Raw genomic sequence first — 25,563 nt, forward strand, 5'->3', positions numbered from 1 at the left:
GAGATGCCGTAGACGATGCCGAAGTTGATGGCCTTGGCGCGGCGGCGGGTCTCGGGGTCCATCTGGTCGACGGGGACGCCGAACATCTCGCTGGCCGTGGCGGTGTGGATGTCGATGCCGGCGGCGAAGGCGCGCTTGAGCTCGGGAATGTCGCCGATATGGGCCAGCAGGCGCAGCTCGATCTGGCTGTAGTCGGCGCTGATCAGGACATGGCCGGGCGAGGCGATGAAGGCCTGGCGGATCTGGCGGCCGGTCTCGGTACGGATGGGGATGTTCTGAAGGTTCGGGTCGCTGCTGGCCAGGCGGCCGGTGGTGGCGGCGGCGAGCTGGTAGCTGGTGTGGACGCGGTCGGTGGTCTTGTCCGCCGCCTCGATCAGGGCGTCGGTATAGGTGCCTTTCAGCTTGGACAGCTGGCGCCAGTCCAGCAGGACGCGGGGCAGGTCGTGGGTGAGGGCCAGGGTCTCCAGGGTGGCGGCACCGGTCTCCCACTGGCCACTGGCGGTCTTCTTGCCGCCGGACAGGTTCAGCTCTCCGAACAGGATGTCGCCGATCTGTTTGGGGCTGCCGATGTTGAAGGGGCGGCCGGCGATCTGATGGGCCTGGGTCTCCAGCTCGGCCATGCGCAGGCCGAACTCGCTGGACAGGCGCTTCAGGCGGTCGGGGTCGACGCGGATGCCGGCCCGCTCCATGTCGGCCAGGACGGCGGGCATGCCGCGCTCCAGCGTCTCATAGACGGCGACCAGCCCCTCCTCGGCCAGGCGGGGTTTCAGGATGTGCCACAGGCGCAGGGTGACGTCCGCATCCTCGGCCGCATAGCGGGTGGCCGGGACCAGATCGACGTGGCGGAAGGATTTCTGGCTCTTGCCGGTGCCCGCCACCTGTTTGAACGGAATGGGGTCGTGGCCGAGGTGCAGCCGCGCCAGCTCGTCCATGCCGTGGCCGTGCAGCCCGCCCTCCAGCACGTAGGAGATCAGCATGGTGTCGTCGATGGGGGCCACGCGGATGCCGCGCTGGGCCATGACGGCCAGGTCGTACTTGCCGTTCTGGACGACCTTGAGCACGCCGGGGTCCTCCAGCAGGACCTTGAGTCGGGCCAGGGCCGTGGGCTTGTCGATCTGGGTTGGCACGGGGGCGCAGGCGGCGTCGTTGTCGGTGCCGCCGAAATCGAGCCCGCCTGCGCTAGCCGTCGGCTCGGCCTCATGCGTCAGGGGGATGTAGCAGGCGTCATTGGGCCCGATGGCCAGGGAGATGCCGCACAGCCCTGCGTGCGTCGCCGACAGGGCCGAGGTCTCGGTGTCGAAGCCGACGATGCCCGCCTCTGTGGCCCTTGAGATGAAGGCGTCCAGCGCCTCGAGCGTCTGGATGCAGACATAGGCGTCCAGGTCGAAGGTCTGGTCGGCGACCGGGGTGGTGGCTTCCTTGGGCGCATAGCGGGGCGTCATGACCGGGGCGGTCAGGGGTTTGGGGCGGACCACGAAGGCGGTGCCGTCCTTGGCCGGGGCCACGCCGTCGCCGACACGGTTGCGAAGGCTGCGGAACTCCATCTGGTCCAGGAAATCGCCTAGAACCTGGGGGTCGGGATGGCGCACGACGAAGTCGTCGATGGGCTCGGGCGCGGGGGCATCGCAGGTCAGGCGCACCAGCTCGCGGCTGAGCAGGATCTGGTCCTTGAAGTTGATCAGGGTCTCGCGCCGTTTGGGCTGCTTGATCTCGCCGGCGCGTGCCAGAAGCGTGTCCAGGTCGCCGTACTCGTCCAGCAGCTGGGCCGCCGTCTTGGGGCCGATGCCGGGGGCGCCGGGGACATTGTCGACGCTGTCGCCGATCAGGGCCTGGAGGTCGACCATCTTCTCGGGCAGGACGCCGAACTTCTCCATGACCGCATCCTCGGCCAGGCGGCGGTCCTTCATCGGGTCCCACATGACCACCCCGCCGCCGATCAGCTGCATCAGGTCCTTGTCGGAGGAGACGATCACCGCCTCGCCACCCGCGTCGCGCGCCTTGCAGGCATAGGTGGCGATCAGGTCGTCGGCCTCATAGCCGGGCAGTTCGACGCAATGGACCCCGAATGCGGCCGTCGCCTCGCGCACCAGCGGGAACTGGGGGATCAGGTCCTCGGGCGGGGCCGAGCGGTTGGCCTTGTACTGATCGTACAGGTCATTGCGGAAGGTCTTTTCCGAATGGTCGAAGATGGCCACCAGATGGGTTGGGCCGTCCGATCCCTTCATGTCCTGCAACAGCTTCCACAGCATGTTGCAATAGCCCTGGACCGCCCCGACCGGCAGGCCGTCCGACTTGCGCGTCAACGGCGGCAGGGCGTGATAGGCGCGAAAGATATAGGCCGAGGCGTCGATCATCCACAGCCGCAGCGGCGGGCCGTCCTGGGTGAGGGGGCGGTCTGTAGTTTCGGGCGCAGCGTCGGTCATGCGGCGAACATAGGCGGGCAGATCGCCGCCGTCATCGGCCGTTTGCCGCTACTTCGCCCGCAGCCCCGTGATCGTACGGTTCGGGGCGATGTCCTCGGCCGAGGTGACCAGGTGAAGCAATGCGGGGCGGCCGGCCTTGCGGGCGGCGTCGAGGGCGGCGGGGAAGTCTTCGGTGCGGTCGCAGCGGATGCCGAAGGCTCCGAAGGCCTCCGCATACTTCACGAAGTCGGGGTTCTTAAGATCGGTGGCGATGACACGGTCGGCGCCGGGATAGTGGCCCTCCTGATGCATGCGGATGGTGCCGTAGGTGCCGTTGTCCACCACGATCACGACGGCATTGATGCCGTACTGGACGGCGGTGGCCAGTTCCTGGCCGGTCATCAGATAGTCGCCGTCGCCCGCCACGCAGATGACCTCGCGGTCGGGATGCAGGCTCTTGGCCGCAAGCGCCGCCGGATAGCCATATCCCATGGCTCCCGACGTCGGGGCCAGCTGGGTGCGGCAGGCGCGGTGGCGATAGAAGCGATGCAGCCAGGCGGCGAAATTCCCGGCCCCGTTGGTGACGATGGCGGTCGGCGGCAGGGCCTGGCCCAGATGGGCCATGCACTCGCTCATGTTCACCGCGCCGGTGACCGGCACGGGGGTGGAGAAGGCCTGGTAGTGATCGTGGGCCGCCCTGGCCTGGTCGTGCCAGGTGCGGCCCGGGTCGATGGTGGACAGGGCCTGGGCGGCCAGGGAGTTGTCGGCCGTGGCGCTGAGCAAGGGTGTCCAGACGCGACCCAGTTCCTCAGCCCCGGGATGGATGTGAACCAGCGCCTCAGCCGTGCGGGCGCGGTCGAACAGGGTATAGCCCTGGGTCGGATTTTCACCGAGGCGTGCCCCGATGGCGATGAGCAGGTCCGCGTCCCTCGCCCGCTTCATCAGTTCCGGATTGCAGCCCAGGCCCAGATCGCCCGCATAGTTGGGGCGGGCGTTGGACAGGATGTCCTTGCGCCGGAACGACAGGCTGACCGGCAGGCCGAGGCGTTCAGACCAGTCGCCGATGGCGGCGGCGGCCTCTTCCGTCCAGCCCGACCCGCCCAGGACCAGCAGGGGCCGCTCGGCCTTCGACAGGCGGTCGCGCACGGCCTCGACGAAGGCCGGGTCCAGTGCCGCACGGGCGGGCACCACAGGGCGGATCGGGGCGGGACCACCGTCCTCGTGCAGGATGTCTTCGGGCAGGGCGATGACCACCGGCCCCATCCGGCCTTGCTGGGCGGTGGCGAAGGCGCGCTCCACGACCTCGACGGTGCGGTCAGGGCTCTCGATCTCGGTCGCCCATTTGGCCAGGCCACCGAAGACCTCGCGGTAGTCGACCTCCTGAAAGGCCCCGCGCCCGCGGTCCGACAGGGCGATCTGGCCGACGAAAAGGATCATCGGGGTGGAGTCCTGATGGGCCGTATGCACGCCGATGGAGGCGTGGGTCGCGCCGGGGCCACGCGTGACCATGCAGATGCCGGGCTTGCCCGTCAGCTTGCCATAGGCCTCGGCCATGTTGGCGGCCCCGGCCTCGTGACGGCAGGCGATGACTTCGATCTTGTCGCGCACGTCGGCCAGGGCATCCAGCACCGCCAGATAGCTCTCGCCCGGCACGCAGAAGACACGGGTGACACCGTTCATCACCAGGGTTTCGACAAGGCGGCGGGCGGCGGTATGGGCGGGCTGGGTCATGAGGCGTCGCTTAGCAGATCGCGGGCGCATCTGGCCATGCAACCGAACGGTCACGCTTGGCGTTACGGCGCAGGTTCAACACCAGTGAAGGGGATTTCCCATGAAGAAGATCATCGCTCTGTCCATCGTCGCCGCCGCCCTGGCCGTTTCGGCCTGCAACACCGTGTCCGGCGTGGGCCGTGACGTTTCGGCCGCTGGTTCGGCCGTGACCTCGGGCGCCGAGCAGGCCAAGAACTAAGGGTCGTTCCAGACCTGAATGACGAAGCCCGCCGGGACCCGGCGGGCTTTTTCATGTGCGCGGTCCGTCATCCCGGCGTAGCGTAGCCGTGCCACGCTGGCGTCACACCGCAGATGGAGACGGACAATGGGTATTCTGGACAGTGTTCTGGGCAATCTGGGCAAGGATGCCGGAGGCGGCATCGCCGATCTGCTGAAGGGTCAGGGCGGGGTCGGCGGCCTGGTCGAGAAATTCACCCAGGCCGGGCTGGGCGACACCGTCGGCTCGTGGATCGGCACCGGGGCCAATGCGAACATCTCTGCCGAACAGATCCAGCAGGTTCTGGGCAGTGGCCCGATCGCCGATCTGGCGGCCAAACTGGGCATCTCCACCGATCAGGCCAGCGAGACGCTGGCCGGGCTGTTGCCCGAGGCGGTGGATCGCCTGACGCCCGGTGGTGACGCGGCGGGTGCCGACGGCCTTCTGGACAGTCTGCCCGGTGGTCTGGGCGACATGATCGGTGGCTTTCTGAAGCGCTGACGCGCTTTCTTTTTGGGCCTAACGCGCTTTGCGCTACTTGAGGCCGGATTGGCCTACCGCGCTTCGCGCTGCTTGAGGTCGGGTTGGCCTACCGCGCTTCGCTCTGCTTGAGGCCGGCTTCACCGGCGTATTCGACGCCGGTGAGATACAGTCCGGTGGACGGTGCGACGGGCCCGCAGGCGGCGCGATCGCGGGCCTCCAGAGCGGCCTTCAGGTCGTCGGAGGTCCAGCGGCCCAGGCCCACCTGGACCAGTGATCCCGTCATCGACCGCACCTGGCGATGCAGGAAGCTGCGGGCCTCGAAGATCAGGTGAACCTCGTCGCCGACGCGGGTGACGCGGGCGACGTCCAGCGTCTTCTCCGGCGAATTGGACTGGCAGTTCACATCGCGGAAGGTGGTGAAATCGTGCAGGCCGACCAGGGCCTGGGCCGCCGCCTGCATGGCCTCGACCTCCAGAGGCTGTTTCACATGCCAGACCCGACCCCGGTCCAGCGCCGGGCGGCCGGGCCGGTTGAGGATGCGATACAGATAGCGTCGCCCCGTCGCCGAAAACCGGGCATGCCAGTCGTCGTCCACGGCCACACAGTCCAGAACCGAGACGGCCTCCTCGACCATGTGGGCGTTCAGGGCATTCATGACGGTGGACGCGGGCCAGGCCTTGTCGAGGTCGAAGCTGATGACCTGACCCGTGGCATGGACGCCCGTATCGGTCCGGCCCGCGGCCGCCAGCCGGACGATCTGGCCGCAGAAGGCTGTGATCGCAGTCTCGACGGCTCCCTGCACCGTCGGCTGATCGGCCTGAGCCTGAAAGCCGTTGTATCCCGAGCCGTCGTATTCGAGGGTCAGCCGGTAGCGAGGCATGGGGTGTCGTGTGTCCTATCGGTCGCCGCGCGGCGGCTCGCTGCTTGAGGACAGGACGGTGCCGGATGGAAGTGTCAGCCCTCTGAGCATCTCCTGCGCCGATTGCGCGGCCTTGCCCGCGCGCTGGACGCGGATCAGGCGCACTGCGCCCTGGCCGCAGGCGACGGTCAAACCGTCGTCCAGAACCGTGCCGGGGGCGGCATTCCCACCGGCGACCTGGGACATCAGGGCCTTGATGCGGATCGGGCCGTCAGTCCCTGCGATCTCGAACCAGGCTCCCGGAAAGGGGGACAGTCCACGGATGTGGGCATCGACGTCGGCGGCCGGGCGCGACCAGTCGATGCGGGCTTCGGCCGAGGTGATCTTGCGGGCATAGGTCGGCTCGCCCGTCTGCTCCGTGCCGGTGACCCCGCCACGCTCGATGGCCGCCAACGCCCGGGGCCAGAGACCGGCGCCGATGTGCGACATGCGCTCAGACAGGCTGGCGGCCGTGTCGTCAGGGCGGATATCCATGACCTCCGACAGCAGGATGGCCCCCTCGTCGAGGCCCTCGGACATGCGCATGATCTGGACGCCGGTCTGGCGGTCGCCGGCCATGATGGCGCGCTGGATCGGGGCGGCCCCGCGCCAGCGCGGCAGCAGGGAGCCATGCAGGTTGAAACAGCCCAGACGCGGCGCTTCCAGCACCTCGGGCTTCAGGATCTGGCCATAGGCCACGACGCAGGCGGCATCCAGGTCCAGGCTCTGGAAGGTGGCGATGGCCTCAGGTGATTTCATGGAGGCGGGCGTGAAAACCGGCAGGCCCATGGCCTCGGCAAAGGCCTGCACCGGCGAGGGCGTGAGCTGTTGTCCCCGTCCCTTGGGTCGGGGCGGCTGGGAATAGACGGCCACGATCTCGTGTCCGGCGGCGATCAGCTCGGCGAGAGATGGGACGGCAAATTCGGGCGTACCCATGAAGGCGAGGCGCATCAGACCGCGCTCTTGAACAGGGCGTCGACGGGCAACCTGATTATTCCCAGCGGGTGGAAACGCCGCCGCCTTCGTCCCATTCGCCACCCGCATCCAGAACGTCGTCGAAGTCCAGGAGGCGATCCAGAACCACACCGGCGATGATGCCAAGGGCGGCGACGCCGACCAGGGTGGCCAGGCTGCCGATGCCGATCTTCTCGTTGCGCGTCAGGCGGCGGCGACCCATGGGGTCGACGATGCGGTCACGGTGGCGTTTCAAACGGGCCATCAGGCAGCCAACCTTGCGTTCTTCTTGACCTTGGCGACCGCGCGGTCGCGCTTCAGTCGGGACAGGTGGTCGATGAAAAGCACGCCGTTCAGATGATCCATCTCATGCTGGATGCAGACGGCGTAAAGGCCCTCGCACTCTTCCTCGACGGTCTCACCCTGGTAGTTCAGATAGCGGATGCGGGCGCGGGCGGGCCGCTCGACGGCGTCGAAATAGTCGGGAATGGACAGGCAGCCCTCTTCGTAGGGCAGGGTCTCTTCCGAGGTCCACAGGATCTCCGGGTTGACGAAATAGCGCGGGTTGCGGCGTTCCGCCTCCCACTTCGCCCGGGCTTCGTCGCTCATTTCGGCGGGGTCTTCGTCACAGACGACGCCGTCCTTGTCGCCCAGGTCCATAACGATGACGCGGCGGGTGTCGCCAATCTGGACGGCGGCCAGGCCGATGCCGGGCGCGTCGTACATCGTCTCCAGCATGTCATCCATCAGGGTCCGCACCTCGGCGGTGATGGGGCCTTCGACCGGGGTCGAGACCTGCTTAAGAACCGCCAGGTCGGCGGCATTGTCGATGGTGAGGATGCGACGGATGGCCATGCCCGGCAGGTAGGCCGTGGGGGGCAAAAGGTCAAGATTTCCGACCGTTTCGCTGGGTTATGCGCCCAGTGTCGGCAACGGGCGAGGGTTACGGTCCTGATCGATGGCCACATAGGTGAAGACGCCCTCGGTCACCCGCTCGGACGTCGCATGGGCCTGATTGCGCGGGCGTTTCCAGGCCTCGACATGGACGCGGATGGAGGTCCGGCCCGTCTTGATCACGCGGGCATAGATGGAGACCTCGTCGCCGACCGAGACCGGCTTGTGGAAGACCATGGCGTCCAGGGCGACCGTGGCGCAGCGGCCTTGGGCCAGTTCGAAGGCCGGGGTTGCGCCAGCCAGGTCCATATGCGCCAGAAGCCAGCCGCCGAAGATGTCACCTTCGGGATTTGTGTCCGCCGGCATGGCGATCACGCGGCCCACAGGCTGGCCCAGCGGCTGGTCCGGGAGCGCGGGTACGGGGGCGTCGGTCACGCGGGTCGTTTCCTGATCGAAAGAGAATGGCGCACCCGACACGATTCGAACGTGTGACCTTTGCCTTCGGAGGGCAACGCTCTATCCAGCTGAGCTACGGGTGCGCACTAGCGGCGATGCGCGGACGAAGGGCCTTACAGCAGGATGCGGCGGCCCTCAATCCCGAATGCGTGACGGGTAACCGCGACGGGTTGAGCGCGGTGGCGGCCACGCCTAGCCTGCGTCACCTTTATCGCCGCTTCTGTAGGGAGAGCGCCCATGCGCCGTCTAATCCTGGCTTTCGCCCTCCTACTGGGGGCCTGCGCCTCCCAGCCCATGGCGACCGTCACGCCAGAGACCTTGTCGCCCGTGCGGGTCGAGGGACCGCTGGATGCGATCGCGCGGGATTACGTGGGTCTGATCCTCGAGATCGGGGAGAGAGAGCCGGGTTATGTCGACGCCTACTACGGTCCGGCGGAATGGCAGGCGGCGGCCAAGGCGGCCCCGCGCGACCTGCCTCAACTGGCGGCGGGCGCGGCCGATATGAAGGCTCGGCTGAACGCGGTCCCCGCATCCGGACTTGATGCCGACAGCCGTCAGCGAAAGGCCTATCTGCTTGCGCATGTGTCCGCCGCGGCGGCCCGTATCCGCATGCTGTCGGGCGAAAAGCTGAGCTTTGCGGATGAGGCCGAGGCCCTATTCGGCATCCGGCCCGAGCTGCGACCTCTGGCCAGCTTCGATCCTATATTGGCGCGGATCGACGCCCTTGTGCCCGGGCAGGGCGACCTGACGGACCGTGTCACTGCCTTCAAGGCACAGTATCAGATTCCGAAGGACCGTCTGCAGGTCGTGATGGACGCCGCCATCGCCGAATGCCGCCGCCGGACGGTCCAGCATATCGCCCTGCCCGCCAATGAGCGGTTCACCCTCAGCTTCGTCGGCGACAAGCCGTGGTCGGGCTATAACTACTACCTCGGCGACGCGGCCAGCCGGATCGAGATCAATTCCGATTTCCCGATCTATACGGAGCGGGCGATCGATCTGGGATGTCATGAGGGTTACCCCGGACACCACGTCTACAACGCCCTGCTGGAGCGGACCTTCGTGCGCGAGAAGGGCTGGGTGGAGATGAGCGTCTATCCGCTATTCAGCCCCATGTCTTTCGTGGCCGAGGGTAGCGCGAACTACGGGATCGATCTGGCCTTTCCAGGTGACGAGGCGATCGCGTTCGAGCGCGATGTGCTGTTTCCGCTGGCCGGGCTGGATCCCTCTACGGTCGAGGCCAAGGCCGAGCTGATGACCCTGACGCGGCAACTGGCGCGGGCGGAATATACGATCGCCGACGACTATCTGGCCGGGCGTGTAGGGCGCGAGGAGACGATCGCGCGGCTGGTGAAATATACGCTGGCGGAGCCGGACAAGGCGGCCCAGCGCCTGCGCTTCATCGACACCTATCGCAGCTACATCATCAACTATGGCCTGGGCCGGGACGTGGTCCAGGCCTGGGTCGAGCAGCAGGGGCCGGATCGCTGGCAGGGTACGGAGACGCTGCTGTCCAGCCAGATCCTGCCCGTGGACCTGATCCCCGAAGCATGAGCGAGCCGCGCATCTTCATCGACGCCGACGCCTGTCCGGTGAAGGACGAGGTGTATCGGGTGGCGGCCCGCTATTCCTTGAGGGTCTTCGTCGTCTCCAATGCATTCGTGAACACGCCGCGTGAAAGCTGGATCGAGCGGGTCTTGGTCGACGCGGGGCCGGACGTGGCCGACGACTGGATCGCGGAGCGGGCGGGCCCGGGCGACATCGTGGTGACGTCCGATATCCCCCTGGCCGACCGCTGCCTGAAGGCGGGGGCGCAGGCGCTGAAGTCGAACGGTCAGCCGTTTACTGCGGACTCGATCGGCTCGGCCCTGGCCGGGCGGGAGATCGGCGAGCATCTGCGCTCCATGGGCGTGGCGACCAGCGGACCGCCGCCGTTCGGACCCAAGGATCGCTCGGCCTTCCTCCAGGCGCTGGACCGCGCGGTGGTCATGGCGCGGCGCGTGCCGCGATGACGATCATTCCGGAGAGCGAGCTGGAGTTCCGCTTCTTCCGCTCGGGCGGCCCCGGCGGGCAGAACGTCAACAAGGTCTCGACCGCCGTGCAGATGCGGTTCGACGCCCGGAATTCCCCCTCGCTGACCGAGCCGGTGCGGGCGCGACTGATGAAGCTGGCGGGCAGTCGACTGACGCTGGACGGGGTCATCCTGATCAGTGCGGTTCGGTTCCGGACACAGGAGCGCAACCGAGCCGACGCCATCGCGCGGCTGCAGGCGATGGTGGACCAGGCCTCGGTCGCCCCGACCTATCGCGTGCCGACCCGCCCAACGCGGGCATCGAAGGAGCGGCGGCTGGATGGCAAGGCCAAGCGGTCGACGATCAAGAGCGGGCGGGGTCGCCCCACCTCTGACGACTGACGTCTGGCTTATTGGGCTGATGGCGCAGCGGTTGCGGCCGGTGCCGGAGCCGCGGTCGGGGCGGGCGCGGCCTCCTGCGCCGGGCGGAACAGCAGGGCGGCGACCTTGCCGTCGTCGTCCATGCCGATGAACCATTCCGTTTCGGCGGCGGCGAAGTTGACGACGAAGACGTCGGCTTCGTTGCGGCTGCCCGCAAAGTCGAACGACTGGATCGCGCCAAAGCCCTTGATCAGCGGCAGGATGGTCGCCTCGCGCGTCCGCATCTGGGTGGCCAGGTCGGTGGTCATCAGACTGTAGTCGGGCGTGCCGGCCTGGAGGCTGGCGATGACGGTGCGCAGCGTCTCTTCGGAGGCGGCATTGGCGGGCGTCGGTGACAGGGTCGCCTCGGCAGGTGCAGGGGCCGGGGCAGCGGGTGCCGGGGTTGCGGGCCGTGCCGCAGGGACAGGCGCGCCGGCCGGGCGGTCGAACGGATTGGGCACGGACCCGGCGGCCACCTGGGCTAAGGCGGCGGACGGCAGGGCCAGGCCGAGGGCGGCGACGGCGAGGAAACGCTTCATGGGCATCAGAACTCCAATACGGGCCGCAACTCTATACGAACGGAGATGAACGCCACCCGACACGAGGCGGTTCGTTCACCTCAGACGATGCCGGGCCAAAGCGACAGAACAAGGGCGGCGGCCGAGGCCGCGATGGCCAGGGTTACGCCGACGACGAGCCAGGCGGGGGTATAGGCTTCGCGCACGACGATCGTCTGTGTCTGTGGCGGGTTCTGGACCAGACGGGATGCCGCCTTCAGCGTGGCGCGGATTTCGGTGACGGCATCGCGCATCTGAGCCTGCGGACCCAGTTCGCGGCGGATCCATCGTTCGACCACGGGCTGGGCGGCGGCCCACAGGTCGTGGTCGGGATTCAGGCGACGGGCGACGCCCTCGACCGAAACCATTGTCTTCTGCAGCAGGATCAGTTCGGGGCGCAGGCGCATGTCGAACAGGTCGGTGATTTCGAACAGCTGGCCGAGCAGACGACCCATCGACACTTGGGACGCGGCCTTGCCGATGACGGGCTCTCCCACCGCCCGCAGGGCCTGGGCAAAGGCCTCGACGGAGTGTTCGGGGGGCACATAGCCGGCCTCGAAATGCACCCGGCTGATGCGGTCGTAATCGCGCGAGATGAAGCCCCACAGGATCTCGGCCAGGTAGCGCCGTTCGGCCGGGCCCAGCCGTCCCACGATGCCGAAGTCGATGGCGGTCAGCTCGGCCGGCGCATGGCAGAACAGGTTTCCTTCATGCAGATCGGCGTGGAAGGTGCCGTGATCCAGCGCCTGGATCAGGAAGGCGCGCACGACATTGTCGGCCAGGGCATTGATGTCCAGGCCCGGTTGCTCGACGGCGGTCGGGTCGGTCATGGCCTTGCCGGGTGCCCATTCCATGGTCAAGACGCGCTTGCCCACCCCGTCCCAGATGACGGTCGGGGCGTCCATGTGACCGCCCAGTTCGGTGCCGCGATCCTTGGCCAGCACCTCCTTGATCTCGGAAGCGGCCGCCGCCTCCAGACGCATGTCCAGTTCCAGCTGGAGCGCACGGGCGATGATCTCGACGAAGGCTTCGGGCTGCAGGCGGCGCGACAGCGGTACGAACCGATGCGCCATCCGCGCGGCCAGACGCATGGCGTCCAGCCCCTGGGCCACCTTGCGCTCCACGCCCGGGCGCAGGATCTTGACCGCGACCTTGCGCCCGTCGGCCAGCCAGGCGGGGTGGGCCTGGGCCAGGGAGGCGGCGGCGACGGCGGGGCCGAAGTCGGTGAACAGGCTCTCGACCGGCCGACCCAGCGAGCGCTCGACCTCGCGGCGGGCCTGATCCAGCGGAAAGGGCGGCAGATTATCCTTAAGCCGACCCAGGTCGCGCGCGAACTCCACGCCGAAGATGTCGGCCCGCGTGGCCAGCACCTGTCCCAGTTTGATGGCGACCGGCCCCAGATGTTCGAAGGTGCGGCCCAGGCGCTGGCCCGGCCGTCCATCGCGGCCTTCGCGTCCGGCGAACATGTGCAGGATATGCGCGATCCACCGCACCCAGGGCGGCAGCAGGGGCGTGATCTCGCGCGGCATCAGGGCGTCATGGCGGATCAGAACCGCCAGCCAGCCCAGCAGACGGAAGGACGACTCGACCGGATGACGCACCGGCTGAGTGGTCGGCGCAGGCGGCGGGGTGGCGGCGTCGATGCGGCGGGTCAGATCGCCCACCCGTGATGAATGGCGGCGACCCCGCCCGACAGGTTGGTGACGGTGACCCGGCTGAAGCCTGCAGCCTCGATCATGGTCTTGAAGGTCGGCTGATCAGGGAAGCGGCGGATGCTTTCGACCAGATACTGATAGCTGTCGCGATCCTTGGCGACCCAGCCCCCGATGCGCGGAATGGCATTGAAGGACCAAGCGTCATAGGCCTTGCGGATGGCCGAGGCGGTGGGGCGCGAAAACTCCAGGCACAGGAACCGCCCGCCGGGCTTCAGCACCCGCCGCGCTTCGCGCAGGGCCTGGTCGATATCGGCGACGTTGCGGATGCCGAAGCTGATCGAATAGGCGTCGACCGAGGCATCGGGCAGGGGCAGGGCCATGGCGTCGCCGACCGACCAGGACATCTCGGGCTCGCCGCCCTTCTGCACGCCCGCCATGATCATCTCGGCATTGTAGTCCAGCACGATGACGCGGGCGTCCTCGCCGCCGCGCCGCTGCTGGGCCGCGCGGGCCATCTTGGAATAGCGGCGAGCCATGTCGCCGGTGCCGCCCGCGACGTCCAGGATGATCTCGCCGGGGCGGGGGTTCAGCTTGGCCGCCGCCGCATCCTTCCAGAGCCTGTGGACGCCGCCGCTCATCAGGTCGTTCATCAGGTCGTAGTTGGAGGCGACGCTGTCGAACACGCCGCGCACCATCTGCACCTTTTCCGTAGCGTCCACATCGCGGAAGCCGAAGGAGGAGGTCTTCTTGGCAGTGGCGGTATCGTCGGTCATTCAGGCGGTGTAGCCGCTGGCGAGGGCGGCGTCACCGGTCCGTGTGGTCGCGTATCAAGTCCGCTTGTGGCGGCGGGTCCGGCGCGATACGGCTGATCCAAACAGGAGCGCCCATGACCAACCGGATTGACCCTGCGGAAGCCTTGAAAGGCCTGCCCCTGTGGCGCGTGGACGAGGGCGAGCGCGAGGCCATCGCGCGGTCGCTGACCTTCGCCGATTTCAACGCGGCCTTCGGCTTCATGACCCGCGTCGCGCTTCTGGCCGACAAGGTCGATCATCATCCCGAATGGTCCAATGTCTACAATCGGGTGAGCGTGCTTCTGACCACGCACGACGCCGGCGGGGTGACCCAGCGCGACATCGACATGGCCCGTTTCATCGACGAAGCCGCCGCCGCCCTGGGAGGGAAATAGATGGCCGTTCAACGCAAGGGCCGGGTCGAGGGCAAGGCGGCCCTGATCACGGGGGCGGCTGGCGGTCTGGGTGCCGCCATGGCCTGGATGCTGGCGCGCGAAGGATCGAAGGTGGCGCTGACGGACGTCAATCTGGACGGTGTCCAGCTGCTGGCTGACGCGATCAATGGCGAGGTGCCAGGTTCGGCCTTCGCCTATGCCCAGGATGTGACCGATGAGGCGGACTGGGTCTCGGTCATCGAGCGCGCGGTCGCCGACATGGGCGGGCTGTCGATCCTGATCAACAATGCCGGGATCGGAGGAGCCTTCGTCTGGTCCGAGCAGGACACGCTGGAGAACTGGCGCAAGGTCCAGGCGGTGAACATCGAGTCCATCATGCTGGGCTGCAAACACGCCATGCCGCACTTGCGGGCGTCGGGTGCGGGTTCGATCGTCAACATCTCGTCGGTGGCGGGGCTGGCGGCGGCCCCGGGCATGGGGGCCTATAACGCCACCAAGGCGGCGGTGTGGATGTATTCCAAGACCATCGCCCTGGAGGCCGCCAAGGCCGACTGGAACGTGCGCTGCAACTCGGTCCATCCGGTCTTCATCAAGACGCCGATCCTGGATCCCTTCATCGCCATGGCCGGCGGCGACGAGGGCAAGGCGCACGAGCGGCTGGCGCGGGGCATCCCGCTGAAGCGGATCGGCGAGCCCGATGATGTGGCCTATTGCGTGCTCTATCTGGCGTCGGACGAGAGCAAGTTCGTGACGGGGTCCGAGTTCAAGATCGACGGCGGTATGCTGGCTCAGTGAGGCGGCGGAACGCCGCCTCACTGATTTAGATCAACGTGTATAAGCCGGGGGCATGGCCCCTTCGCCGCCGTCACGATAGCGATCGCGCAGCAGGAACTGGCGGCTGGTCGGGGCCTGTTCCTGACCATTGACGAAGATGGTCTCGGCCAGGCTGAGCGGCTCCAGCGGGTCGCCGGACCAGACCACGACATCGGCGGCGGCCCCGGCGCGGAGCTCTCCGAACTGGCCGGTCATGCCGAAGATGCGAGCCGGATTGACGGTCAGGGCCGCGATCGCCGCCTCATAGGGCAGGCCGTGGGAGACGGCGTTGCCGGCGTTGTAGCGGGCCTCGCGCGCCCGGTGGATCGAGCCCTCATTACCCTTGATGGCGATGACCACCCCGGCCGCGTTCAGGGCGGCGGCATTCTGCATCCGCGCGGCGCGCGTCTCCAGATTGCCGGGCAGGTTGGAGATGGGGTTCAGCAGAACGGGCACGCCAGCGGACGCGATCTGGTCGGCGACCAGCCACGCTTCTTCGGCCCCGTCCAGGATGACCTTGACGCCTTCTTCGCGGGCGAGGCGCAGCACCTGCTGGATGTCGGCGGCGCGGCGCACCGTGACGATCAGCGGCATGTCGCCATTGGCGACCGGGATAAGGGCCTCCAGATCGGCGCGGGACAGCGACAGGTCGCGCAGGCCCGCCCGGTCATAGGCGGCCTTGTTGCGGGCATAGAGGCGGACCTCGGCCAAGGTTTCCTTGAACTGGGTGAACTGGGCCCCGCGTGCGCCGCCGACGATGCCTGCCCCGGCCTCGCCGAACGGCGCGACCATGGCCACGCGCGGCTTGACCAGAATGTCGGTGCCTTCCGCCAGATGGATGACGGCGGCCTGACCGGCGAACAGGCCGGGCGATTGAAGGCCGGCATGGCCGACGCCGGCGAAGTCGCTGTCGTCATGGCTGTGACCGCCGCCGCCACCACCGGCGTGGCTGGGCATGACGATGGCGCGGGTGATGCCGCCGAGGCGGGCGACCGGCAGGGTGAAGGACCAGGGGTCCAGACCGTAGGAAACGTCGAACGAGGCGCTGATGGAGTTGGCGCTGTTTCGTAGATCGTCCGAGCCGCCGACCGAGGACACTTCAGAGCCGCCCAGGCCGCTGTCGACCGCGACGAAGCCGGGCGAGACGACCTTGCCGCGCGCATCGATGACGCGGGCCCCCGAGGGCGCGGCTCCGCTGCCGACCGAGACGACCCGGCCGTTCTGGATGACGACGGTGCCGTTCTCGATGACCGACGAACCGGTCAGGACGCGGCCGCCGGTGATGGCGGTCAGTTCCTGGGCCAGGGCGGGCGAGGCGATGGCGACGACTGACGCCGCAGCGAGGATGAGGGTCCTGAGGCGCATCAGCGGGCTCCCTGCGTGACGTTGGCGGCGGAGAGGCCGAAGCCGGGCTGGCCCAGTTCATAGTCGGAGACCGGCTGATAGGCCGGGTTCATGCGGTCGAAGGCCAGGCCGCCGTCGATGAAGACCTGATCGGCGCGGGCATAGACGCTGAACGGATTGGCGCTCCAGATCACGACGTCGGCGCGCTTGCCCGCCTCCAGCGATCCGGTCTGGTCGGCGATGCCCAGCGAGCGGGCGGCATTCAGGGTGATCCAGCGGATGGCCCGCTCTTCGGAGATGTCCATGCCGATGCGGCGACCGGCGGCCAGTGAGGCGGCCGCCTCCTGATTGAGCCGCTGGGTCAGTTCGGCGTCGTCGGAGTGGATGACGGCACAGCCGTTCTCGGGCGCATCGACCAGGGCGGCATTGGCCTCGATCCCGTCCAGGCTTTCCATCTTGAAGCCCCACCAGCCGGTCCACATGTCGGCGCAGATGCCTTCGCGGGCCAGCATGGGCGCGACCTTGTAGGCCTCGATGGCGTGGTGGAAGGCGGTGATGCGGAAGCCGAACTCGCGCGACAGATCGACCATCTGGGCCATTTCATCGGCGCGATAGCAGTGGTTCTGGACCAGGATGGAGCCGTCCAGAACGCCGACCAGGGTCTCGTTCTGGAGGTTGCGGGTCGGGGGCGAACCCTCGCCGTCCTCGCGCCACTTGTCCCATTTGGCCTTGTAGTCGCGAGCCGCGATGAAGGCGGCGCGATAGCCGGCCATATTGCCCATGCCGGTGGCGGGCGACTGGTTGCGGCTGCCATAGACGCGTGAGGGATTCTCGCCGCAGGCCATCTTCAGGCCATAGGGCGCGCCGGGCATCTTCATGCCCTGCATGGTAACCGAGGGGATGTTGCGCACCGTCACGCCCCGACCGCCGAACAGATTGGCCGAGCCGGGCAGGATCTGGAGCGTGGTGATGCCGCCCGCCCGCGCCGTGTTGAAGCCGGGATCCTGGGGCCACAGGGAGTGTTCGGCCCAGACCTGGGCGGTGTTGGGGCTGGTCGCCTCGTTGCCGTCGCTCATGCCCTGCACGCCGGGCGAGGGATAGACGCCCAGGTGGCTGTGGGTGTCGATGATGCCGGGGGTCACGAAGCGGTCGCGCGCATCCACGCTGCGGTGTCCGGCCGGGATGGCGGTGGAGGCGTCGCCGACGGCGACCACGCGGCCGTCCGTGATGACCACGACACCGTTCTCGAACCGGCGTCCGGCCCCGTCGAATACCGTGCCGCCGACGATGGCCATGTTCTCGCGCGGCAGGCCGCGATAGGTCGAGGGGAAGGGATCGGGATTAGCCGAGGCGTCCAGACCGGTCGCCAGCGGTGCCCGCTCGGCGCGGTCGGAGGAGCCGTTGGTGTCTGTGCTGTCGTCACCGGTGGTGGCGCAGGCCGAGAGGCCCAGGGCGACAGCGGCCAGTACCGCGAGGCTGACGCCCCGCATGCGATCGATCTTCATTCGGAACGCTCCCCACGCGCCACCCCCTGGAGGCGCTGAACGGGGCGCATAGAAGACACTGCGGGGGCCGGCGTAAACCCCCCGCGTCATCATTCCTCGCGCATTCCGGAAATCATCCGAAGGCGCGAGGAAATCCGGTTACCCCAGCGCCTTCATCAGCTCCGGCACGGCGGTCTTGTAGTCGGCGACCAGGCCGTAGTCGGCGACCTGGAAGATCGGGGCGTCGGCGTCCTTGTTGATGGCGACGATGATCTTGGAGTCCTTCATCCCGGCCAGGTGCTGGATGGCGCCCGAGATGCCGATGGCGATGTAGAGAGCCGGGGCGACGACCTTGCCGGTCTGGCCGACCTGATAGTCGTTGGGCGCGTAGCCCGCGTCGACGGCGGCGCGGCTGGCACCGACGGCGGCACCCAGCTTGTCGGCCAGGGGATCCATGACGGCGTGGAACTCTTCGGCGGAACCCAGGGCGCGGCCGCCGGAGACGACGATCTTGGCGGCGCCCAGGTCCGGACGGTCCGACTTGACCATCTCCTCACCGACGAAGCTGGCCTTGCCGGCGTCCGAGCCCGTGACGGTCTCGACCGAGGCCGAGCCGCCCTCTGCCGCGGCGTTGAAGGCCGTCGGGCGCACGGTGATGACCTTCTTGGCGTCCGAGGACTGGATCGTCTCCAGCGCATTGCCCGCATAGATGGGGCGCACGAAGGTGTCGGCGGAGACGACCTCGACGATGTCGGAGATCGGGGCCACGTCCAGCTTGGCGGCGATGCGCGGCATGAAGTTCTTGCCGTCCATCGTGGCGGGCGACAGGACCGCATCATAGCCGTCGGCCAGGGCGACGACCGTGGTCGCGACCGCCTCGGCCAGGTGGTGACCCAGCTCGCCGCTCTCGGCCAGCAGGACCTTGCGCACGCCGGTGATCTTGCCAGCCGTATCGGCGGCGGACTTGGCATCCTTGCCGACGACCAGGACGTCGACATCGCCCCCCAGGGCCAGGGCGGCAGTCACGGTCTTGTTCGTTGTGTCGCGGACGGCCGAGCCGTCGTGATCGGCGATGACGAGAACGGCCATTTACAGCGCTCCTGCGGTCTTGAGCTTGGACACCAGTTCGGCGGCGTCGGCCACCTTGATCCCGGCCGAGCGGGTCGGCGGGGCCGTGACCTTGACCACCTTCAGGCGCGGGGAGGTATCGACGCCATAGTCGGCGACCGCCTTCATCGCGATCTCCTTCTTCTTGGCCTTCATAATGTTGGGCAGGGAGGCATAGCGGGGCGTATTCAGCCGCAGGTCCACGGTCACAACCGCCGGCAAGGGAGCCGAGAGCGTCTGGTTGCCGCCATCGACCTCGCGCGTGACGGTCGCGGTATTGCCCGCAACCTCGATCTTGGCGGCGAAGGTGGCCTGGGGCCAGTCCAGCAGGGCGGCCAGCATCTGGCCCACCGCATTGTTGTCGCCGTCGATCGACTGTTTGCCCATCAGGACCAGGTCCGGCTGTTCTTCCTCGACCACGGCCTTCAGCAGCTTGGCGACGGCCAGAGGCTCCAGGTCGGCATCGGACTGGATCAGGATGCCCCGATCTGCGCCCATGGCCAGGGCGGTGCGGATGGTTTCCTGGGCCTGCTGCACGCCGATGGAAACGACCACGATCTCGTCGGCCGTTCCGGCCGCGTGATGCTCCTTGCCTTCCTTCATGCGCACGGCCTCTTCGACGGCGATTTCGTCGAAGGGATTCATGCTCATCTTGACGTTGGCCAGATCGACGCCGGTCTGGTCCGCTTTCACACGGGCCTTGACGTTATAGTCGATCACCCGTTTGACGGGGACGAGTACCTTCATTGCGCTGTCCATATGTTCGCCGGAATATGGGGGCAGGGAATGGAACGGCTGTCACGGCCTGTCAACGTAACGCAGCGTCAAGGGCTCTCAACAGTCCGTGCGCGAGATGAGGAAAGTGCGCATGAACCGCCTTCTGACCATGAAGCGCCTCAGCATCCTGTTCGCGGCCCTGTTCGTCGTCGGCGTGGGCGGCCTGATGGGCTACAAGGCGCTGGTCACCGAGCCGAACGAGCGCTGCCAGGCCAAGGGCCAGTGGTGGGATCCGGAAGGCCAGGAATGCGTCACCCCGATCTTCCTGCCCGACATCACCGGCCGCCCGATCGACCAGAGCCGTGCCGAAGCTTCGGCCGAGAAGAACCGAGAACTGGTCGAGATCGAGGACGCGCTTGCGGCCCAACGTCGCGCCGCCGCCGCCGATACGGCGCGCCAGCGGCAGGCGCTTGAGAACTGATCTGGCGACAGCCACAGCTCTTGTGGCGGGAGGTGAGCGGCGGCTGGTCTGACCGCGACAGCTAGTCCCTCGTCGGATCGGCCTGGTTGTCGTCGCCGTAGGTGAGGGCCAGAAAGACGTCTTCCAGATCGGGATCCTCGGTGGTGATGTCGGCGATAGTCACCCCGGCGGCGCGGACGGCGGCCAGGACGTGTTCGACCGAGGACTGGCCCTTCTTGTAGCTGACCGAGAACGACCCGTTGGGGCGAGCGACGGCCTCGAATCCGTTCAGTTGCGGCAATGCTTCCAACGGACTGTCAGGCGTCACCACCACATTGCGGGTGTCGAGACGGCGCAGCAATTGCGGGGTCGGCTCGCAGGCCACCACAGAGCCGCGGTTCATGATGGCGATGGTGTCGCACAGCTCCTGGGCCTCCTCCAGATAGTGGGTGGTCAGGAGAATGGTCACGCCCTCGGCATTGATGCGGCGGACGTACTCCCACAACTGGCGACGCAGCTCGACATCCACGCCGGCGGTCGGCTCGTCCAGGATCAGGATCGGCGGATTGTGGACCAGGGCCTTGGCCACCATCAGTCGACGCTTCATCCCGCCCGACAGCGCCCGCACATAGGCGTGGGCCTTGTCCGACAGGCCGAGCGCGGCCAGCAGTTCGTCGCTGCGGCGTTCATTGGCGGGCACGCCATAGAAACCGGCCTGGACCTCCAGCGCCTCGCGCGGGGTGAAGAAGACGTCGGCCACGATCTCCTGCGGTACGACCCCCAGGGCGGCGCGGGCGTCGCGCGGCTGGCTGTCGATGTCGCGGCCCCAGATGGCGGCGGTGCCGCCAGTCTTGTTAACGATGCCGGCCAGGATGTTGATCAGGGTGGACTTGCCCGCCCCGTTGGGGCCCAGCAGGCCGAACATCGACCCGCGCGGAATGACCAGATCGACGCCGTTCAGGGCGGTCTTGGGCGGCGACTTCTTGTTGCCAGCATAGGTCTTTTCCAGCCCCCGCACCTCGATGGCATTGACGGGCAGGGTGTCGGTCTCGGTCATCAAGTCGGCTTTGTCGGAAGGCTCGCAGAGGCGCGGGTGCGCATAGGTATGGGCTGTCCGGCTCCTCGCCAAGTCCGGGTCCAAAAGAGTAGGGCCGGAGGGCGTGTCAATGACACTTGACAATGCGCATCGACGTGTCTAGCGTGCTTGTCATTGTGTAGCGCGTCCTTGACGGAGATGATGAAGATGAAACCTCTCAACCGCACCCGCATCATCGGCTTTGCCGCCATGGGCGTCTGTGTCCTGGGCTATGGCGGCATGGCCCTGGCCATCGTCCTGGGCAAGACCGAGGTCCTGACGACGACCCAGTCCTTCATCATCGCCGGCATCTCGGCCGTGATCGGCGAGATCGGCCTGTGGGTCGGGGCCGCCTGTCTGGGCCTGACGCTCTACAAGAAGCGCAAGGCCATGGTGGACCGACTGATGGGGCGCAAGCCCGCAGCCGCAGTGTCTGCGGGGCCGGACGTGCGAGAGCAGGTTTGACCTCGGCGGCGGGTCCGCATAGGACTCGCCGCGTTCATTCCGAGCCCTAATCCAGCCCTGTCAGGTCGACATGCCGCCGCGCCATCCCGACGTCTTCGTTCCCCCGCCCGAGCAACTGGTCGTCGCGACCAAGCGCGTTGCCTGCGATGGCGGCGGCGGCGTCCTGGGGCACCCGCTGGTCTATCTGGACATGGGCGAGGACGACTTCGTCGAGTGCGGCTATTGCGACCGTCGCTTCGTGCTGAGCGATCACCCGCATGGCGAGAGCGAGTATCTGGACCCGGCTGCCCGGCCCCCGGAAGCGCACTGATCGGATAGGGTTGCGTTTGAAAACGGTCGTGCGATAGTCCGCGTATGACCGCCGCGCCCTCCTCCACCGCAGCCGCCTTTGCCACCATGACCGGCCGCGACCTGCTTCAGGCCGTGATCGATGGACAGCTGAAGGGCGCGAGCATCGCCGACAGCCTGACGTTCGAACTAGTCGAGGTCGGCGACGGCTTCGTCGCCTTCGAGGGCGACACCGGGCCTCATCTGCTGAACCCCGCCGGCATGGTGCACGGCGGCTGGTGTCTGACCTTGATCGACAGCGCGGCGGGCTGTGCGGCCCATTCGACCCTGCCCGCCGGCGTCGGCTATTCGACGCTGGAGACCAAGGTCAATTTCGTGCGCCCCATCGCCGTCGATACGGGCCGCGTCCGCTGCGAGGGCCGCGTGATCAATCCGGGACGTCAGATCATCACGGCAGAGGGCACGGTGAAGGACGCGGCGGGGCGTCTGCTGGCGCACGGGACGTCGACCCTGATGATCCTGCAACCGAGAGGCTGAAACCGCTCGTTAATCGACGCGGCGCACCTTGGCGTCTCCAGCCGGGAGAAGTGGCGTGTCGACCATCCAGACCAACAGCTATCGTCGTCCGCGCGATCATTTCGAGCCCGAGGACAACGACCCGCAGGAGCAGCGACGCATTCGCGGCCTGCTGGAGCAGATCGACTATTCCGCCTTCGTCGCCAATCGCGAGGTGGTCAGCCAGATGCTGCCGCCGCTCGACCCGGCGGTGTTCCAGCGCCTGGCCGTCCTGACCGCGACCGCCCGGGCCAAATGGGTGGCCGAGGCGCTGCGCCTGTCGGAATCGGGCGCACCGGCCACGCCGGACCAGGTCGCGCGCCTGACCTCGGCGCGCACCGCCTATGAGGAGCTGGGCGAGGCCTATGAGGGCCTGCGCCGCATGGTCGAGCGCGGCTATGTAGCCATCAAGTCGCCGCCGGGCTGACGGCCTTCTCTGAGCCCTAGTCCAGTGGTTGGGGGCGCGTCACGACGGGCGCGTCCGGGTCGCTGCTGGGCGGGGCGGCCGTCGTCGGAGCCGGACCAGCGGGCGGCGTCGGCGCAATCTCGATCACGACGGGCGGCGGCGTCTGGGCCGGGGCGGTCGTCGTCGGCGCGGGTGTGCTGGCCGGAGCCGGGCGTGTGGCGGCGGGCGTCGTCGCTCTGGTCGCAGGCGCAGGCTGCGTGCGCACCGGAGCCGGAGCGGCGGCTGCTGCCGTAACCGTGGCCGGCGCGGACGTATCGTTCGAGGTCGCCGGAGCCGGGGCGGAGTCGACCGCTGGGGCGGTGGCAGGCGCGATCGCAGACGGCACCGCTGCGGCGGCAGGAGCTTCCACGACCGGCGGAACGACCGGCGCGCGGTTGATCCACCAGATGCCCGCCGCGACGACGGCCAGGGCCGCGACGGCACCTCCGGCGATCAGGGGCGTGCGGCTGGCTTTCCGGGGCGCGCGCTGGCCGGTGGTCATGCGCGGAGCCGAGACTGCGGAAAGCTCATCGGCGACTGCCGGTAAGGGCGTTGCGGCGCGAGGCTGAGCCGGTGCGACGGTCGGAGCCGGAGCGACTGGCGCCGCCGGGACCGCCACGGCAGCCGCAGGCGCTGGAGTCGGTGTCGGCAGAGGTCGCACCGTCAGATCGGGCGCCGGCGGCGCGGACGGTGATGGATCAGAGGGTGGCGCGACCCGTGGCGTGGCCGACTGCGTCTGCTGCTGCGTCGGCAAAGGCGGGGTCGGCTTGAAGGCCGGGCGGGGGATCATCGAACCGGAGAAGATGTCGGGGCGCGTGCCCATCGGCTTGGGCGGTTGCTGCTGCGGCACAGCGGCCAGAGGCGTGGCGATCACGGGCGGTTCGCGCCGGGGTGCCTCCTGACGAGGCGGCTCCTGGCGGGGCGGCTCGGGCAAGGGCGGCAGGCGTTCGCCGCGCGGCAAGGGACCGGCGCGGAAGGTCGTCTGGGGAGGGCGGCCCCAGATCGCCGGCTTGCGGAACGGCTCGGCAGGCGGTGTGGGCTTGGGATCGTTGTCGGTCGGCATCGGGGCTCCCGCGCCTCAGCGGGCGCGTCTCGCGGGCGTAATCGGCTAGGGTGCGGGCCGATCTGGCCCGTTTCGTGACGATCAGTTCTTCAGGCGATAGCCCGTCTTGAACATCCAGCCAACGACGCCCAGGCAGATCAGGAAGAAGGCGACCATGGCCCCCACACTGACGCCGACGCCCACATCGCTGACGCCGTAGAAGGCCCAGCGGAAGCCGTCGATCAGATAGACCACCGGATTGAACAGGGTCACCGTCCGCCAAGCGGCCGGCAGCATGTCGATGGAATAGAAGGCACCGCCCAAAAAGGTCAGGGGGGTCACAACCAGCATCGGGATGAACTGCAGCTGTTCGAAGCTGTTGGACACCAGGCCGATGATGAAGCCGAACAGGCTGAAGGTCACCGAGATCAGCAGCAGGAAGCCCAGCATGGCGAAGGGATGCTGGATCTGCAGCGGCACGAACAGGGCGGCGGTGGCCAGCGTCACCAGCCCGACCAGCATCGACTTGGACGCCGCAGCCCCGACATAGGCGGTCACGGTCTCCAGCGGCGACAGAGGGGCCGACAGGATTTCGTAGATGGTGCCCGTGAACTTGGGGAAATAGATGCCGAAACTGCCGTTGAAGATCGACTGGGTGAAGACCGACAGCATGACCAAGCCCGGCACGATGAAGGCCCCGTAGGGTACCCCCCCGACTTCCTCCATCCGGCTGCCGATGGCCGAGCCGAAGACAACGAAATACAGCGCCGTGGTGATGACCGGCGTCACCAGGCTGCCGAAGATGGTCCGACCGAAACGCGACATCTCGAAGCGATAGAGGGCCCAGATGCCCCAGCCGTTGACGGTCATGCGGCAGCTCCCGTGGCGGCGGTGGTCGTATCGCGATGGACCAGGCTGACGAAGATGTCCTCCAGTGAGCTCTGGCGCGTGTTCAGGTCCTTGAAGGCGATGCCGAGGTCCGAGAGCTTGCGCAGCAGGGACGGCACACCGGTGCGTTCGGCGTTGGAATCGAAGACGTATTCCAGCTCATTGCCCTCGGCCTTCAGCGACAGATTCCACTCCGCCAGCTCGGGCGGCAGGGCGTCCAGCGGGTCCTGCAGGTTCAGGGTCAGGGTCTTCTTGCCCAGCTTCTTCATCAGGGCCGTCTTCTCCTCGACCAGGATCAGTTCGCCTTTCAGGATCACGCCCACGCGGTCGGCCATCTCCTCGGCCTCCTCGATATAGTGGGTGGTCAGGATGATGGTCACGCCACTCTCGCGCAGCTGGCGGACCAGTTCCCACATGTCGCGGCGCAGCTCGACATCGACCCCGGCGGTGGGTTCATCGAGGAACAGGATGTCGGGCTCGTGGCTCAGGGCCTTGGCGATCATGACGCGGCGCTTCATGCCGCCGGACAGGGTCATGATTTTGTCATTGCGCTTGTCCCACAGGCTGAGGTCGCGCAGGACCTTTTCGACATGGGCCGGATTGGGCGCACGACCGAACAGGCCGCGGCTGAAGTTGACCGTGGTCAGCACCGTTTCGAAGGCGTCGGTGGTCAGCTCCTGGGGCACCAGGCCGATCTTGGTCCGGGCCCGGCGATAGTCGGACTGGATGTCGTGGCCGTCGGCAATGACCGTGCCGGTGGAAGGCGTGACGATGCCGCAGATGACGGAGATCAGCGTCGTCTTGCCCGCGCCATTGGGGCCCAGCAGGGCGAAAATCTCGCCCTTGCCGATGGTCAGGTCCACGCGCTTGAGCGCCTGCAGGCCCGACTTGTAGGTCTTGGTCAGACCGTCGATCTGGATGACCGGATGCATGAATGCCCTCCCGTGAGCGATGCGCAGATAGGCGCAGGTCGGTAA

The 25,563-nt window shown here is 67.7% G+C and carries 30 protein-coding genes and 1 tRNA gene; 12 read left to right on the forward strand and 19 right to left on the reverse strand.

Annotation, left to right across the window (positions count from 1 at the left end):
* Positions 1-2,423 (reverse strand): DNA polymerase I (gene polA, locus JHC81_RS06800; RefSeq protein WP_292172410.1); only part of this gene is annotated, 2,423 nt, incomplete at its 3' end.
* Between the two features lie 48 nt (positions 2,424-2,471).
* Positions 2,472-4,133: a thiamine pyrophosphate-binding protein gene (locus JHC81_RS06805; RefSeq protein ID WP_292172413.1), complete on the reverse strand. Its 1,662-nt coding sequence runs from the start codon at positions 4,131-4,133 to the stop codon at positions 2,472-2,474.
* A 100-nt stretch (positions 4,134-4,233) separates the two neighbouring features.
* On the opposite strand from JHC81_RS06805, the gene JHC81_RS06810 reads away from it, so the two are divergent.
* Positions 4,234-4,371, forward strand: a complete 138-nt coding sequence (locus JHC81_RS06810; RefSeq protein WP_292172415.1) for an entericidin A/B family lipoprotein — start codon at positions 4,234-4,236, stop codon at positions 4,369-4,371.
* A gap of 126 nt (positions 4,372-4,497) precedes the next feature.
* Positions 4,498-4,890 (forward strand): YidB family protein, encoded by a 393-nt coding sequence (locus JHC81_RS06815; RefSeq protein WP_292172417.1) that lies wholly within the window; start codon positions 4,498-4,500, stop codon positions 4,888-4,890.
* 88 nt (positions 4,891-4,978) lie between these two features.
* On the opposite strand, the gene truA is transcribed toward JHC81_RS06815, so the two are convergent.
* The 6 genes from truA to JHC81_RS06845 all read right to left on the reverse strand — a co-directional run bounded on the left by truA (position 4,979) and on the right by JHC81_RS06845 (position 8,157).
* Entirely contained in the window at positions 4,979-5,752 is a 774-nt protein-coding gene (gene truA, locus JHC81_RS06820; protein ID WP_292172420.1) for a tRNA pseudouridine(38-40) synthase TruA, read from the reverse strand.
* A 15-nt stretch (positions 5,753-5,767) separates the two neighbouring features.
* Positions 5,768-6,721 carry a methionyl-tRNA formyltransferase gene (gene fmt, locus JHC81_RS06825; RefSeq protein ID WP_292172422.1) on the reverse strand — a complete coding sequence of 318 codons (954 nt, stop codon included), beginning with the start codon at positions 6,719-6,721 and terminating at the stop codon, positions 5,768-5,770.
* Between the two features lie 40 nt (positions 6,722-6,761).
* The gene (locus JHC81_RS06830) at positions 6,762-6,989 is read right to left on the reverse strand and encodes a hypothetical protein (protein ID WP_292172423.1); all 228 of its coding nucleotides are present in this window, start codon (positions 6,987-6,989) and stop codon (positions 6,762-6,764) included.
* A complete protein-coding gene (locus tag JHC81_RS06835) occupies positions 6,989-7,579 on the reverse strand; it encodes a peptide deformylase (protein WP_292172491.1) in 591 nt (196 codons plus the stop codon). The genes JHC81_RS06830 and JHC81_RS06835 overlap by 1 nt, the downstream gene beginning before the upstream one ends.
* A gap of 57 nt (positions 7,580-7,636) precedes the next feature.
* Positions 7,637-7,984, reverse strand: coding sequence for an acyl-CoA thioesterase (locus tag JHC81_RS06840; RefSeq protein ID WP_292172494.1), 348 nt, complete (start codon positions 7,982-7,984; stop codon positions 7,637-7,639).
* Between the two features lie 96 nt (positions 7,985-8,080).
* A tRNA-Arg gene (locus JHC81_RS06845) sits at positions 8,081-8,157 on the reverse strand.
* A gap of 154 nt (positions 8,158-8,311) precedes the next feature.
* Between JHC81_RS06845 and JHC81_RS06850 the strand changes: the two genes are divergently transcribed.
* Genes JHC81_RS06850 through arfB form a run of 3 tightly spaced genes read left to right on the forward strand, consistent with a single transcriptional unit; the run spans position 8,312 to position 10,487 of the window.
* Positions 8,312-9,628 (forward strand): hypothetical protein, encoded by a 1,317-nt coding sequence (locus tag JHC81_RS06850; protein ID WP_292172426.1) that lies wholly within the window; start codon positions 8,312-8,314, stop codon positions 9,626-9,628.
* Positions 9,625-10,086 carry a YaiI/YqxD family protein gene (locus JHC81_RS06855; RefSeq protein ID WP_292172428.1) on the forward strand — a complete coding sequence of 154 codons (462 nt, stop codon included), beginning with the start codon at positions 9,625-9,627 and terminating at the stop codon, positions 10,084-10,086. Before JHC81_RS06850 ends, JHC81_RS06855 begins: the two co-directional genes overlap by 4 nt.
* On the forward strand, positions 10,083-10,487 hold the full coding sequence (gene arfB, locus JHC81_RS06860; RefSeq protein ID WP_292172430.1) for an alternative ribosome rescue aminoacyl-tRNA hydrolase ArfB: 405 nt from the start codon (positions 10,083-10,085) through the stop codon (positions 10,485-10,487). The genes JHC81_RS06855 and arfB overlap by 4 nt, the downstream gene beginning before the upstream one ends.
* Positions 10,488-10,495: 8 nt before the next feature.
* Here the strand turns inward: arfB and JHC81_RS06865 are convergent, their stop codons facing one another.
* From JHC81_RS06865 to JHC81_RS06875, 3 genes are all read right to left on the reverse strand, one after another.
* A complete protein-coding gene (locus JHC81_RS06865; protein ID WP_292172434.1) occupies positions 10,496-11,044 on the reverse strand; it encodes a hypothetical protein in 549 nt (182 codons plus the stop codon).
* A gap of 80 nt (positions 11,045-11,124) precedes the next feature.
* Positions 11,125-12,726, reverse strand: a complete 1,602-nt coding sequence (ubiB, locus tag JHC81_RS06870; protein ID WP_292172436.1) for a 2-polyprenylphenol 6-hydroxylase — start codon at positions 12,724-12,726, stop codon at positions 11,125-11,127.
* Complete coding sequence (locus tag JHC81_RS06875; RefSeq protein WP_292172438.1) at positions 12,714-13,490, reverse strand: class I SAM-dependent methyltransferase; 777 nt, start codon at positions 13,488-13,490, stop codon at positions 12,714-12,716. Before JHC81_RS06875 ends, ubiB begins: the two co-directional genes overlap by 13 nt.
* A gap of 113 nt (positions 13,491-13,603) precedes the next feature.
* Here JHC81_RS06875 and JHC81_RS06880 point away from each other — a divergent pair, with 113 nt between their 5' ends.
* On the forward strand, positions 13,604-13,903 hold the full coding sequence (locus tag JHC81_RS06880; protein ID WP_292172440.1) for a 4a-hydroxytetrahydrobiopterin dehydratase: 300 nt from the start codon (positions 13,604-13,606) through the stop codon (positions 13,901-13,903).
* Complete coding sequence (locus tag JHC81_RS06885) at positions 13,904-14,698, forward strand: SDR family oxidoreductase (protein ID WP_292172444.1); 795 nt, start codon at positions 13,904-13,906, stop codon at positions 14,696-14,698.
* A 30-nt stretch (positions 14,699-14,728) separates the two neighbouring features.
* Here JHC81_RS06885 and JHC81_RS06890 read toward each other — a convergent pair whose 3' ends face one another.
* The 4 genes from JHC81_RS06890 to JHC81_RS06905 form a co-directional block, all read right to left on the reverse strand.
* A complete protein-coding gene (locus JHC81_RS06890; protein WP_292172448.1) occupies positions 14,729-16,081 on the reverse strand; it encodes an amidohydrolase family protein in 1,353 nt (450 codons plus the stop codon).
* On the reverse strand, positions 16,081-17,565 hold the full coding sequence (locus tag JHC81_RS06895; protein WP_292172451.1) for an amidohydrolase: 1,485 nt from the start codon (positions 17,563-17,565) through the stop codon (positions 16,081-16,083). The genes JHC81_RS06890 and JHC81_RS06895 overlap by 1 nt, the downstream gene beginning before the upstream one ends.
* 138 nt (positions 17,566-17,703) lie before the next feature.
* Entirely contained in the window at positions 17,704-18,633 is a 930-nt protein-coding gene (locus tag JHC81_RS06900) for an FAD-binding protein (protein WP_292172453.1), read from the reverse strand.
* On the reverse strand, positions 18,634-19,398 hold the full coding sequence (locus JHC81_RS06905) for an electron transfer flavoprotein subunit beta/FixA family protein (RefSeq protein WP_292172455.1): 765 nt from the start codon (positions 19,396-19,398) through the stop codon (positions 18,634-18,636). It lies immediately after the preceding gene.
* Between the two features lie 121 nt (positions 19,399-19,519).
* On the opposite strand from JHC81_RS06905, the gene JHC81_RS06910 reads away from it, so the two are divergent.
* Entirely contained in the window at positions 19,520-19,849 is a 330-nt protein-coding gene (locus JHC81_RS06910; protein WP_292172457.1) for a hypothetical protein, read from the forward strand.
* 61 nt (positions 19,850-19,910) lie between these two features.
* On the opposite strand, the gene JHC81_RS06915 is transcribed toward JHC81_RS06910, so the two are convergent.
* The gene (locus tag JHC81_RS06915) at positions 19,911-20,885 is read right to left on the reverse strand and encodes an ABC transporter ATP-binding protein (RefSeq protein ID WP_292172459.1); all 975 of its coding nucleotides are present in this window, start codon (positions 20,883-20,885) and stop codon (positions 19,911-19,913) included.
* Positions 20,886-21,071: 186 nt separating this feature from the next.
* On the opposite strand from JHC81_RS06915, the gene JHC81_RS06920 reads away from it, so the two are divergent.
* The 4 genes from JHC81_RS06920 (at position 21,072) to JHC81_RS06935 (ending at position 22,638) form a co-directional block, all read left to right on the forward strand.
* A complete protein-coding gene (locus JHC81_RS06920) occupies positions 21,072-21,368 on the forward strand; it encodes a hypothetical protein (protein WP_292172462.1) in 297 nt (98 codons plus the stop codon).
* A 70-nt stretch (positions 21,369-21,438) separates the two neighbouring features.
* Positions 21,439-21,678 (forward strand): zinc-finger domain-containing protein, encoded by a 240-nt coding sequence (locus tag JHC81_RS06925; protein ID WP_292172464.1) that lies wholly within the window; start codon positions 21,439-21,441, stop codon positions 21,676-21,678.
* A gap of 44 nt (positions 21,679-21,722) precedes the next feature.
* Entirely contained in the window at positions 21,723-22,193 is a 471-nt protein-coding gene (locus JHC81_RS06930) for a PaaI family thioesterase (protein ID WP_292172466.1), read from the forward strand.
* A 55-nt stretch (positions 22,194-22,248) separates the two neighbouring features.
* Positions 22,249-22,638, forward strand: a complete 390-nt coding sequence (locus JHC81_RS06935) for a hypothetical protein (protein WP_292172468.1) — start codon at positions 22,249-22,251, stop codon at positions 22,636-22,638.
* A gap of 16 nt (positions 22,639-22,654) precedes the next feature.
* On the opposite strand, the gene JHC81_RS06940 is transcribed toward JHC81_RS06935, so the two are convergent.
* The 3 genes from JHC81_RS06940 to JHC81_RS06950 all read right to left on the reverse strand — a co-directional run bounded on the left by JHC81_RS06940 (position 22,655) and on the right by JHC81_RS06950 (position 25,518).
* Positions 22,655-23,719, reverse strand: coding sequence for a hypothetical protein (locus tag JHC81_RS06940; protein ID WP_292172470.1), 1,065 nt, complete (start codon positions 23,717-23,719; stop codon positions 22,655-22,657).
* Positions 23,720-23,800: 81 nt separating this feature from the next.
* Positions 23,801-24,568 (reverse strand): ABC transporter permease, encoded by a 768-nt coding sequence (locus tag JHC81_RS06945; protein ID WP_292172473.1) that lies wholly within the window; start codon positions 24,566-24,568, stop codon positions 23,801-23,803.
* Entirely contained in the window at positions 24,565-25,518 is a 954-nt protein-coding gene (locus JHC81_RS06950; RefSeq protein WP_292172475.1) for an ABC transporter ATP-binding protein, read from the reverse strand. Before JHC81_RS06950 ends, JHC81_RS06945 begins: the two co-directional genes overlap by 4 nt.
* Positions 25,519-25,563 lie beyond the last annotated feature (45 nt).

It is taken from the genome of Brevundimonas sp., from assembly GCF_016463295.1.
In the GTDB taxonomy this organism is placed as follows: domain Bacteria; phylum Pseudomonadota; class Alphaproteobacteria; order Caulobacterales; family Caulobacteraceae; genus Brevundimonas.